Annotated in this window: 11 protein-coding genes; 2 read left to right on the plus strand and 9 right to left on the minus strand. The window is 42.4% G+C overall.

Annotation, left to right across the window (positions count from 1 at the left end; genetic code table 11):
- Positions 1-64: 64 nt before the first annotated feature.
- Positions 65-3,736 (minus strand): translocation/assembly module TamB domain-containing protein, encoded by a 3,672-nt coding sequence (locus VQ643_RS11270; RefSeq protein WP_414199883.1) that lies wholly within the window; start codon positions 3,734-3,736, stop codon positions 65-67.
- Positions 3,733-5,463 carry an autotransporter assembly complex protein TamA gene (locus VQ643_RS11275; protein ID WP_414199912.1) on the minus strand — a complete coding sequence of 577 codons (1,731 nt, stop codon included), beginning with the start codon at positions 5,461-5,463 and terminating at the stop codon, positions 3,733-3,735. The genes VQ643_RS11270 and VQ643_RS11275 overlap by 4 nt, the downstream gene beginning before the upstream one ends.
- A 148-nt stretch (positions 5,464-5,611) precedes the next feature.
- Here VQ643_RS11275 and xthA point away from each other — a divergent pair, with 148 nt between their 5' ends.
- Positions 5,612-6,424, plus strand: coding sequence for an exodeoxyribonuclease III (gene xthA, locus VQ643_RS11280; RefSeq protein ID WP_414199884.1), 813 nt, complete (start codon positions 5,612-5,614; stop codon positions 6,422-6,424).
- A gap of 3 nt (positions 6,425-6,427) precedes the next feature.
- Here xthA and VQ643_RS11285 read toward each other — a convergent pair whose 3' ends face one another.
- Both VQ643_RS11285 and VQ643_RS11290 read right to left on the minus strand, forming a co-directional pair.
- Positions 6,428-7,351 (minus strand): bestrophin family protein, encoded by a 924-nt coding sequence (locus VQ643_RS11285; RefSeq protein ID WP_414199885.1) that lies wholly within the window; start codon positions 7,349-7,351, stop codon positions 6,428-6,430.
- Between the two features lie 123 nt (positions 7,352-7,474).
- Positions 7,475-8,803, minus strand: a complete 1,329-nt coding sequence (locus VQ643_RS11290) for a Na+/H+ antiporter family protein (RefSeq protein ID WP_414199886.1) — start codon at positions 8,801-8,803, stop codon at positions 7,475-7,477.
- Between the two features lie 174 nt (positions 8,804-8,977).
- Between VQ643_RS11290 and VQ643_RS11295 the strand changes: the two genes are divergently transcribed.
- Positions 8,978-9,211, plus strand: coding sequence for a YheU family protein (locus tag VQ643_RS11295; RefSeq protein WP_414199887.1), 234 nt, complete (start codon positions 8,978-8,980; stop codon positions 9,209-9,211).
- Here the strand turns inward: VQ643_RS11295 and VQ643_RS11300 are convergent.
- The 5 genes from VQ643_RS11300 to VQ643_RS11320 all read right to left on the minus strand — a co-directional run bounded on the left by VQ643_RS11300 (position 9,208) and on the right by VQ643_RS11320 (position 12,219).
- On the minus strand, positions 9,208-10,557 hold the full coding sequence (locus tag VQ643_RS11300) for an ATP-binding protein (RefSeq protein ID WP_414199888.1): 1,350 nt from the start codon (positions 10,555-10,557) through the stop codon (positions 9,208-9,210). The two genes, VQ643_RS11295 and VQ643_RS11300, sit on opposite strands and share 4 nt — an antisense overlap.
- On the minus strand, positions 10,557-11,219 hold the full coding sequence (locus VQ643_RS11305; RefSeq protein WP_414199889.1) for a response regulator transcription factor: 663 nt from the start codon (positions 11,217-11,219) through the stop codon (positions 10,557-10,559). The genes VQ643_RS11300 and VQ643_RS11305 overlap by 1 nt, the downstream gene beginning before the upstream one ends.
- A gap of 2 nt (positions 11,220-11,221) precedes the next feature.
- On the minus strand, positions 11,222-11,530 hold the full coding sequence (locus VQ643_RS11310) for a PepSY domain-containing protein (protein ID WP_414199890.1): 309 nt from the start codon (positions 11,528-11,530) through the stop codon (positions 11,222-11,224).
- Positions 11,530-11,841 (minus strand): PepSY domain-containing protein, encoded by a 312-nt coding sequence (locus tag VQ643_RS11315; protein WP_414199891.1) that lies wholly within the window; start codon positions 11,839-11,841, stop codon positions 11,530-11,532. The genes VQ643_RS11310 and VQ643_RS11315 overlap by 1 nt, the downstream gene beginning before the upstream one ends.
- Before the next feature lie 93 nt (positions 11,842-11,934).
- Positions 11,935-12,219 carry a hypothetical protein gene (locus tag VQ643_RS11320; protein WP_414199892.1) on the minus strand — a complete coding sequence of 95 codons (285 nt, stop codon included), beginning with the start codon at positions 12,217-12,219 and terminating at the stop codon, positions 11,935-11,937.
- Positions 12,220-12,317 lie beyond the last annotated feature (98 nt).

Consider the following 12,317-nt stretch of genomic DNA (forward strand, 5'->3'; position numbering starts at 1 on the left):
TAAACAGTGTTTTTTCGATTGCACCTGCAGTCGTTGTATTAGTTTTGCTCTTAACCTCATACCACTAAAAACTGCGCTTATAAAAGAAATCAATTGAGTTGGATATACCACTGGCGGCTTCAACATAAAGCCGCTTGGTCAACTCATAACGTAGCGACAAAATAGTTGAAGGATCAAAGACACCCACACCATATCTTAATGTCATTTTATCCGTGATACGTCCACTGGCCACTACGCTGGTTTCATCGCCATCGCCTTCAGTATCTAAGGTGAACTCTCGTACACCTACTTTATCTGCTAGCTTAGATGCCAATGGTGAAGTACCCATTAAACCTAATGCCAGCGCTGCTTGCGCCATCGCATTGCCATCACCACCACCATCTAATGGACGTCCCATTAACAACCACGATAGTGCTTGTTCTTGACTCATGGCAGGCCTTGAAAAAACTTCGCTTTGAGGTTGTAGTGCAGAGCCTGTTAAGCGCAGCCCTGCCGTTACATCACCCGTAACACGTACCGCTTCAATATTTAAGAAAGGCTCACTTAAAGGACCAGCAAAAATAAGCTGGGCTTGGCGCAACTCAAGCTTTTGTCCAAAGGCGTTATAACGCCCATTTTTTAGCTCTAGAGTACCGCGCCCACCCATGTTATCGGTGATTTGCATATGCCCTAAAATATTAGCCTTCAATCCGAAACCTGTGAAGGTTAACTTATCACTGCCCACCTCAACTAATACATTCATTGCTAACCTAAAGTCAGACTCCTCAACTTCTACGCCAACAATTTGCGCATCTGAAGAAAGCTGTACCGCACTCGGCGGCAACTGTGGCACATCAATAGCGCCTTTAGGCACCTGCACTTTCCCATCGACTTTTAACTGTTGATGTTCCATGCTGATTTTCAGATCAGTGGCTACTTCCAAGTTAGCATAAGGCTCAACAACAATAGGTAATTTATCGCTTTTTACTAAAATGGCGAGATTTAAATCATTTTGCCAAGCGATATTACCTGAGATAGCGCCTTGACCTTTTTTACCACTTTTCCATTGACCCTCTAATGTTAAATAATTACCTAGCAATTTAGCCTGTAAATTCAAAGGTTCAAAAGATACAGGTAGCTCCCCACCTGCGATATATACATTTTTCAAACTAACATTACCCGTCACTAATGGCGCTTCTAAACCACCACTAATACTGCCCTTTCCTTGCAGACTACCTTGTAATTTGTCCACCTCATCCACAAAGGGCTTGATTAAGGCTAAATCGACATTTTCAATGGTAAAGAAGCCATTAATAGGTTTATCTTTGGCTAAGGGGTTAATCTGTGCATTCAATTCTAATTGACTATTGTTAGGCCCTTTAAAGACGACTGCTGCCGTAACCTTATTCGGTGTCAAATTAGAGTCCAAACGCAATGTTCCCCATTTAAAACGAGTGGCTTTGTTATCTACCATTAAATCCAGTTGCCCATTGCTGGCATCTAGAAAAATTACCCCTGAAGGGCCTGAGTCAGGTAGTTGAAGATGAATGCGACCATTCACTGCACCAGTGAGTTTAAAGCCTTTAGGTAACAAGGGCTGCAAACTTGCTAAAGTAAAGTTTTTTAAGCTGTAATCAATATCTAAGTCAGGAAGTATTTTTTGTTTTTTTGCACAAAAACTGGCTTGCCCACTGACCAAACAATGGGCTTCTAAGGTCAGTACACCAGACGCTAAATAGTCAATTTGCAACGGGTTGGCTAATGCCCAGTTTTGTCCGCTGGAATTGATGGAGAGTGACCCCAGCCTCCCTTGCCAATTCCCTTTAGTATCAAGCTTGCCATCGAGTTTTAAAGCCAGCTGCAAGTCAGCGCCATTGAGTGTCGTTGTTAACTGATGTTGTTGTTCACTGCCCTTTAACTCTAACTGTAAACGACCAAAGTCCTGATCGCCACTGACAATACCCTGTACGTCTAGATTAGCCATGACTTTCTGATGTTTATCAAGGTTGGCTATTAAACTAAGGGTCTCAATATGCTGATCTTGGTAGCTCAGTTTTTTGATTTTGAAGTCGCCATTTATAATGGGTTGTTCCAGACTTCCTGTTGCTTTAGCAACGCCATCAAGACGCCCTGATAAGCCAGGCCATAACTGTGCTAAGCGAGTAAACTCCAACTTAGAGTCGGCTGTCAGCGTCTTATTGTGAAGCTGGGCAGTAGCTTCTAGACGGTTCTCTCCTAGAAAAAAACTCAACTGTTTAAGGTTTAAATGACTCTCCGTGCCCTGTGCCTTAATGGTTAAGCTTGTATTGCTGCGCCTTAAATTCCCCTTTACAGCAACATCAGTAGTTAAGGCTAAGTGTTCGCCTTCTAGCTTACCTTTAGAATGAATATGCCCATCTAAAGTGCCAGGCAACTCCTCAACCCAAAAAGCCGGATCTAATTGACTAATTTTAATCTCTGCTAACCAATCAATAGCCTTGGCAAAACCTAAGTGAAGCGTTCCGTCTAACTGCCCTTTGCCTGCTTTAATCGTCAGTTTAGAAAGCTGCACTTGCTCAAAGCTGCCTGATAGCTCACTACTTAATGAGTACTCTCCTGCTGGGCCTTTAAGCTCACCAGAAAAACCACCTTGGTAGATTTTATCACGCAACTGAATGGCAGCCTTAAAGCTATCAACAGTGACTGGCGGCTCATCCATTGGGTAGAGTTCAAGCCAATTAAACTGGCGCCAATCTAAGCTTAGGTCAGCTGTTAATAACTGCTGCCAGCTGGCTTTACCTTGGATACCTAATAAGCCCTGCTGCTCTTGAATTAAATTTAAATGTTCAACTGTAGCGCCCTCTAAACCTATATCTGCCAGCAGTTGTAATAAAACAGGGTGCTTATCACCTTTTAATTGTCCATGACCTAAGACTTTAAACCCTTTTGCAAGATCACCTGTTGCCGATAAGTTTAATTCTTCTAACAATAACGAAGGCGGTAATTCAGGGTCAGCTAAAAACTGCTGCACCTTGAGTTTTGCCATTAAAGGTAGATCTGGCGTGAGAGGTTCTAAGTGGATATTGGCTTGAGTATTTATAAAACCTGAGGTGTTAGCATCAACTTGCAACTGACTAAGATTACCTTGAGTATGTGCACTCACCTGTATACTGTCGGTTTCTGAAATAGGCAGCACAGCTTCAAGTTGTAATAAGGTTTCCCACGCCCCCACTGGATTCACTGTACCCTGTGCTTTCGCTTTAATATCATTTAGGGCAAGTGTCAGGTTATGAATAGCATACCCCTCTGAAGTCCAAGACAAATTTGCAGCTAAGCCTTGCAGTAATGACTCACCATTTAGCGAAAAGTCATTTACTGCTAATTGCTTTAAAAAAATCGCAATAGGTAGCTCTAACTCAGGCAAAACAACAGGCGCCGTACTAGGCTCATTTGGTTCAGCATTGGCGGGTAGATTTAGATTAACCTTGTTAGCTGTCAATACATCAATACATACTTGCTTATCCCATAAACAACTAGCACGCCACTGAAAATCTAATTGATCAATTTCAACTTTCAGTTCGTCTTGCTGCCAACTAAGATAGCTTGCCTTCCAGCTATCTAGCAAAGCCCCTTCAAATTGTTCAACGGTTAACCCTGGAACCATGGATAAAACCCAGCGACTGCCTGATTGCGTGGACAGCACACTCCAGAGTGCTATAGGAATAATTAACACTAGCGCTAGAAGGCTAAATAGAATTTTCTTTAACCAAGACCTCATAGCTCTGGCCCCATTGAAAAGTGAATACGCCAGCCATTTTCTTTATCATGCATAGGCTTGGCCAGATCTAAACGCAGCGGTCCTACTGGGGAAACCCAACGAACACCCATACCAATACTAGTTTTTATAGAATCTGTTAGGTTATTAGCGGCTGCACCTTGATCAATAAAAGCAGCGACTCGCCAACTAGGCGCAAAGGTATATTGATACTCGGCGCTACTTGCAAACATATAGCGACCACCAATACGGTTACCTGCACTGTCACGTGGTGAAATATCTTCATAACTGTAACCACGTACAGTTTGGTCACCACCTGTAAAAAAACGTAAAGAAGGCGGAATTTTATTAAAATTATTAGTACCAATTACACCTATCTGTGCTCGTCCTAAAAAACGGTGATTATCGGCAAAGGTATACAAGCCTTTTGCCAAAGCCGTGGCACGTACAACATCAGCATCAGACAAAACACCTTCTTTACCGGTAGCAATATCAAATTGCAAACGATGCCCTTGACTAGGATCTAAAGGTGAGTCACTGCGTAAAATAGAATAACCAACACCAGGTAATAAAAACTGAGACGTGCGCTCACGGCTATTATTACCTGAGCCTTTATTGAATTTAAAAGTTTCCTGTTCCCAACGTAAAAAATAAGTACGCTGCCATTTATTATCTAATTGCTTACGAACTTGCGCTCCCAATGTATATTTCATGCTGTCCGCATCATTCATTTCTTCTTTTTGATAGCCACCTAAAAAGCGTAACTCATCATTTAGCGGATCTTCTAAAGGAACGGCATACCACCCTGTCACACTTTGTTTGGGTGAGGATACTTCAATATCACCACCTAACTTATGCCCTGCTGAATTAACACGGTGACGCTCCCAACTAAAGCGAGCACGTGGTCCAATATCAGTGGAAGCACCTAAACCAATACCCATAGTACGCGGCTTGGCAGGTGTTAAGACCACACTAATGGGTATTACCAAGTTTTCATCTGCATCTTGCTCGGTAGCGTCAACTCGAACCTGCTCAAAATAGCCTGTACTTTGTAAGTTCTGACTCAGTTTAGCAATCAATGCTGAATGATAGTTAGTGCCCTCTTTAAATGGGATTAAGCGCTCTAGCAAATCTAAATTAATTTTTGCGGTATCAGGAAAGCTAACTTTACCCAGTTTATAACGGGGTCCACTTTGATACACCAAGGCTATTTCTGCGCTCTCATTGATAGGATCAATTTTTAATGTGTGCTGTAAGAATTTGCCAGAAAAAAAACCCATTCGTAAGGCTTGATTTTGTAATTCTGACTTGGCATCTTCATACACACTATGATTTAGCTTAGCACCTACTTGTAACTTCTTATTATTGGGCACAATAAACTCAGGAACATTGGCGGCTTCACCTTCAACACGAATTTCAACGTGAGTTAAACGCACAGGTGCACCAGGCTCCACTTCAACTAATAAGGTATTTGGATCCTTGTTAACACTGACTGTAATTTTCGCAGAATAATAGCCTAAGGCTTGACTAGCTTGCTCAGCCTGCTGCTTAGCCGTACGTTGAAAACGCTCTAAGCCCTCAAAGTCACGCTTTTCGACAGCTCCAATAAAAGCTTCAATATTAGCTTTTAATGCGCTATTTTTAGGCGTAATACGAACTTCTAGTTTACTTTGTGCCCAAAGCACTGAAGAAAAGCTTACCAGAATAAGACTGGTTAAAAATCGCAACATTTTCTTCACAAATAATCTCTTCATGGTGATTGAATAACATTAACCATCCCAGTTGGTTAACCATGTGGCACACAGCATAGCACTTCTCGCTATACTAGCTCATCAAATAAGATAATTCTGCAAACTTGACGGCTTTTAAGGGTACACAATGAAACTTATTTCTTTCAACATCAACGGTTTGCGTGCCAGACCTCATCAGCTACAGGCCATCATCGAAAAATACCAACCAGATGTCATTGGCTTACAAGAAACCAAAGTAGACGACCCTCAATTTCCTGAGCAACTCATCAAAGACCTAGGCTATCACGTACATTATCATGGACAAAAAGGTCATTATGGTGTCGCACTTATTTCAAAACATGAACCACTAAAGGTTTATAAAGGATTCCCAACAGATAATGATGATGCCCAACGGCGCTTTATTTGGGCTGAATACGATGACGGTAAAGGCGCAACTATTACAATAATGAATGGCTATTTTCCGCAAGGTGAGAGCCGTGATCATGCCATCAAGTTCCCCGCCAAGGAAAAATTTTACCAAGACTTACAAGCTTTGCTAGAAACACAATTCACACCGCAAACGAACCTGGCTATCATGGGCGACTTTAATATTTCCCCTGAAGATTGTGACATTGGTATTGGCGAGCATAATGCTAAACGCTGGTTGCGTACTGGCAAGTGTAGCTTCCTACCAGAAGAACGTGAATGGATGGGACGCTTAAAACTTTGGGGCATGCAAGATAGCTTTCGAGTTTTACATCCTAGTGTTAATGACCGTTTTAGCTGGTTTGACTATCGCAGTAAAGGCTTTGATGATGAGCCCAAACGCGGCCTACGTATTGATTTAATTATGACCAGCCCTGCACTGCAAAGTCGCTTAGTGAAAGCGGGGGTTGATTACGATATTCGAGGCATGGAAAAGCCATCTGACCATGCCCCAATATTTCTAGAGATTGACTAAAATCTAGTTAAGCCATGTGCCTTTTGCTTGTAATGCGGGAGGCACTGGCAAGCCTTGCGCATCCAGCAAATGAATTTCTAACGTACGCTCAATAGAATACACAGCTAACTGATTTGGCTTTTCCCCAAAAGGATTTTCTAGCTCTGTGCTTAATGCATCTAATCCAAAAAAGGCATAGGCGGCTATCGCACTAATAACAGGCGTTGCAATCCCTGTTGTACTTGCTAAGGCAAAAGGCAATAACGCACAAAACAAATAAGCCAAACGGTGCGCTAGCAACATAAACGCAAAAGGAATTGGAGTATTTTGCAAGCGCTCACAAGCAGCTTGCACATCGGCTAGCAAACTAACCAGCCGCTCAAATTCCATCGCCGTAATATCTGAAATAAAACCTAAACGCCGTGCTTGCGCTATATTCTCGCTAATCAAACGTAAACTCATATCAGCTGGACTTTTAGCCGACAAAATCCGATGTGCAGCTAAAGGATCGTTATTAGCTGATACTTTGTCTTTAAAATCTCTATCACGTAAACCATATAGTAAAACCGTAGAGAAGGTTCTTATACGCTGCATGGTGCTTTGCTGTAATTTCACCTGGCTAGGATCACTGGCATCAAAATAACACATGGTCATACGCCCTAATGAGCGAGCGTGCATTATTAAAGCGCCTAATTGTTGTCGACCTTCCCACCAACGAGCATAGCTTGCGCTGTTACGAAAGCCCAACAACAACGACAGCATTAAGCCTAAGATACTAAACGAAGCTAATGAATACTCAGGAAAAATCTGCGCAAAGTGTTCATGCAAAAAAACCGCTAAAACACCCAACGCTGTTACTACCAAAATTTGTGGCAGCACACGCGGCAATACTGAGCCTTGAATAGTAAAGAGTAGCTGCCAAAAGCCACGTTTTTTGCGAATAATCATCTTGTTATAAATAGAATAAGAAAAAAACAGACTATACGCTGGGAATTTTCACTTGCCTAGCAACCCAGCTGGAAGAAAATCACAGATATAAAAAAGGCGCTATTGCTAGCGCCTTTATCGGTATTACAAGACCATGGCGGCAATCCAGCCAAAAATAACTAACGGAATATTATAGTGAATAAAGGTCGGTACTACAGTATCCCATATATGATCATGCTGCCCATCAATATTTAAGCCCGATGTAGGGCCTAAGGTTGAGTCAGAGGCTGGTGAGCCGGCATCGCCCAAGGCGCCAGCCGTACCTACAATAGACAATACAGCCAGTGGGCTAAAACCTAATTGTATTGCCATAGGTACGAAAATAACTGCAATAATTGGAATGGTTGAAAACGATGAGCCAATCCCCATGGTAACAAGTAAGCCTACCAACAGCATTACAAATGCGCCAATCGCTTTACTGCCACCAATCAACTCCACAGAAGCTGCCACTAAGGTTTTTACTTCACCTGTGGCTTCAATTACGCTAGCAAAACCTGCAGCAGCAATCATGATAAAGCCGATCATAGCCATCATTTTCATGCCTTGCGTAAACAAATCTTCGGCTTCTCGCCAACGAACCACACCAGAAATAGAGAAAAACACAAAACCAGACAAAGCGCCCATAATCATTGAATCGAGCATTAGCTGAACAACAAATGCAATCACCACAGCAATGCCGGCTGCAATCATGACCCACGCATTAACTTTAGGCTCTACTTGTTCTTCTGCTACAAGCTTATCTTGGTCTTGTGTGCTATAGGCTCTTTTTTTGCGATATGAGAAAAATACTGCCGTTAATAAGCCAAGTAGCATACCTACGGCTGGAATCAGCATGGCATACATCACATTCAGCCCGCTGACATCTAGCCCGCTTTTTGCCACATTTGGAACTAACAATTCATTTAAGAAGATAGCACCAAAGCCTACCGGTAAGAACATATAGGTTGTCACTAAACCAAAGGTCAATACACAAGCAACTAAGCGGCGATCAAGTTGCAGCCGTGTCATTATGCCCACCAATGGCGGCACAATCAGAGGAATAAAGGCAATATGTATTGGCAAAATATTCTGCGAGGCAATAGCAGAAGCTAAGAGCATGCTAATAAGCACCCACTTCACCGCAGACTCGCCTTTAGCGCCCTGTTTACCTACCATTTTTAGAATATTATTGGCCAGAATATCAGCTATACCAGATTTACTAATAGCCACCGCAAAGGCACCTAAAATGGCATATGACAAGGCAATTTTAGCCCCATTACCCAAGCCATTATGAAAGGCTTCTAAGGTTTGCTTGATATCTAAGCCGCCCACTAAACCACCGGCTACAGCACCAATAATCAATGAAACTACAACATGCACTCGAACCAAGCTCAGTATGAGCATAATTCCTACCGCAACGATTACCGCATTCATTCAGTTCTCCCCAAACTTATAATGCGAAAGAAATCACAAACCGCGTACTTTGCTTGATGCAGCTGTTTCTGTCAAAAAAACTTTTGTTTTGTTCATACTGCACATAATTTTTTAAAATATTCACTTTAAACTAGTTTATTCACTAAAATAGCTTTTATTTTTGACAGAATACCCATGCTAATTCCCTACGAAATGCTAGATAAAGCTGTACTCAACGCGCTAATTGAAGACTTTGTCACTCGTGACGGCACTGATAATGGCGATGAAACGCCCTTAGATACCCGCGTGGAACGTGTAAGTCGCGCATTACAAAGCAAGCAAGCTTTTATTGTATTTGACCCTGAGACAGAGCAATGCATGCTTTGTCGAAAAGAAGATATCCCGAAAGAAATGCTAGATAATTTTTAAGTATCCTGCCGTTTAGGTAAGCTGACTTTCACACGCAAGCCTCCCAGCGGGCTTTCTTGTAACTCAAGCTGCCCCTGCATAGATTGCACAATATCTAAAACAATACCTAAGCCTAGGCCATGCCCTGCGGTTTGCTCATCTAAGCGCGCGCCTCTATTTTGTACTTGCTGACGTAGCTCTGGGTCAATGCCAATGCCGTCGTCATCAATAATTAAATAGTAGGCTTGCTCCGTCGCATAAATATGCAGTTGCACAGCATGAGCAGCCCATTTGCACGCGTTATCTAATAAATTGCCTAACATTTCCAAGAGATCTTCTCTGTCCCAAGGTAAACTTAGCCCTTCGGCTGCCTGCCAAGTGAGCGATAAATGCTTGCCATGCACCATTTGCATAATCTGTCTTAATGCTGGCAACTCTTCATGGCAGTTAAAATGCGCCCCTGGCAATACTTCACCTGATAAACGGGCAATATTAAGCTGACGCCCTACACGCTGTTGAATTTGCTCCAGTTGTTCTGCGACTAAGTTATGCAGCTCAGGATGCTGCTGAAACTCAGGTCGAGCTAATAAACTCACCAACACCGCTAGCGGTGTTTTTAGCGCATGACCTAGATTTCCTACGGCATTGCGTGAACGCTTTAATGTATCTTCAGTATGGGTCAATAACCTATTAATTTCAGCAACCACAGGTAAAAGCTCTATAGGCACATTAGTATCTAATTGCGCACGCTGACCTTGTCGTAACTGCCCTATTTGCGCTGAAGTTTGTGCTAGTGGCTTTAAGGCTTTCTTTAGCACTTGGCGCTGCAAGAGCAGCACTAGCACAATACCAACTAACCCCAGAAAAAAAGCCGACTTACGCGCCATCGCAATACTGTCTGTAATGGGGCTATAGTCTTGGGCAACAGTGACATTAATGTGCTTTCGGTAACGCTCATATTTACCTTGATAAATGAGCAATTGTTGATTTTCAGGCCCCTCTATCAAGGTATTGCTAAAGCCACGCTCTACTAAAGGATGCAATTCATAATCCCACAATGATCGCGAGCGCCAAACCTGCCCATCAATCTCGACCAGAAAATAACGCCCTGAAAAGGGCTTTTGATACACAATATCGTAGTGCCTATCATTGAGTTCAAGCACTTTATTAGCCTGAGGATTACGAATTAACGCGGCTAAAATACTTTCTGCAGACTGCATAAGTGTATTGTTAGTAAAGCTGCGCAAGCCTTTATCCACTGCCCACAATCCAGCCTGCACAATCAGTACGCAAAGGACAATAATAATCATCGCCAATGAAATACTCAGCTGGCGCTGAATAGATGGCGCCGCTTTAACAAACTTCATTATTGCCCCACAAAGCGATATCCCTGCCCGCGTTTAGTTTCAATAACATCTCGCCCCAATTTTCGGCGCAAATGGTTGACATGAACCTCAATCACATTAGAGTCACGTTCGGTTTCACCATCGTACAAATGGTCGGCCAAATGAGATTTGGATAACAACTGTTTAGGGTGCAACATAAAATAACGCAACAAGCGAAACTCGGCAGCAGTAAGCTCTTTTTCTTCGCCGTTATGAATAACGGACTGATGATCTTCGTTTAACAGTAAACCTGCAGCTTCAAGCTGACTATTATTTGCAAAACCATGTGTTCTACGCAGCAAGGCTTGTATACGCAATAGCAATTCATCCGGATGGAAAGGTTTAGTTAAATAATCATCCGCGCCTGCTTTTAAACCATCAATGCGCTCACTCCAAGAACTACGTGCCGTCAATATCAGTACAGGCGCATTCATACTTTGTGAGCGCCATTCAGTTAATACCTCTAACCCTGATTTACCTGGCAAGCCTAAATCGAGAACAATAAGATCATAAGGCTCAATCACCCCGTGTATAGCGGCGTCTCGTCCATCGGCTAGCCAATCTACTACATATCCTTGCTGTTGTAGGCTAGCCATAAGCTCATCAGCTAAAGCAACACTGTCTTCCACAAGCAAGAGGCGCATAATTAGTCATCCACCTTATCTTTTAAGATTTCGCCAGTTGTGGCATTTATCTTAATCTCACGTACCTGTCCAGATTGCGTAAGAATTTCAAACTCGTAAATAAATTGCCCGTGTTTTTGTTCTAGTTCTAACTCTAAAACACTGGCTTTAGGATAACGCGCTAATGCAATTTGCATCAGTTCATTAATTGGACGAATAGCACCTTCTTGACGCAAACGTAACGCATCATCATGCGTTAAATCTTTTGCGCCTAAGCCTGTGACAACGCACAGACTTAAGGCTAGCACCCACACTTTCGTGTTTTTAAGCATTAATAATCCCGTTGATTTTTAATCACTGCACCTGTTGCTGCATTAAGATCAATATCCCACTCAGCGCCTTGCGCATCATACAACTCAGCTTCATAAACGTAACCCTGTAAAGACGAAGTTTCAAACTCCGCATCCGTAACCACAGCGCCAGGATGTAATTCAAGCAGTATGTTATTTAGCTCTGCCAAGGTTTTAATAGCACCTGCTTGCGTTAGCTGCTCCACCTCAGCAGGCATTAGGTCTTTAGCATAAGCCGCACCGGTTAATACGGTAGTAGCCGATAGCAAGCACGCTGTCATTAATTTTTTCATTTTAGTCTCTCCATTGGTTATTTACTTGATGGAGTTACTCTAAAAAAACAAGCTTAAACCAAACTTAAAACATGCTTAAGCCAAGCTTAAAAATCAGACCAAGGCTTTTAGCGCGCCAAGATACTGATCAAAGGCGAGCAGTGCATCTTGCGCTTGGTCTAGATTCTCTAGCTCATAACGAGCAGTCAGGAGATTTGTTTCATCACGTACACTGAGAACTTCACAGACACAACTAAAGTCATCCCAAATTGTAAATCGAGCCAAATAATGCTCAAGATCGTAATTGAGTACGCAGCTACTCACCTCTTCCTGCTGTTGAAAGCTAATCTCAACTCGGGGAAACTGTTTTTTCGCCCAATAATAGAAAGCTTTTAACATTATTTAACGTCTGTTCTTTATCATTAATGGTAGGTTTTGCTATGTTACGATAATAAACAATCAATTTATGCTAACTAAAGCATTGCTTTGTTACTTTT

This window comes from Pseudomonas sp. F1_0610 (genome assembly GCF_047470865.1).
Lineage (GTDB): Bacteria > Pseudomonadota > Gammaproteobacteria > Pseudomonadales > Pseudomonadaceae > JAZDRH01.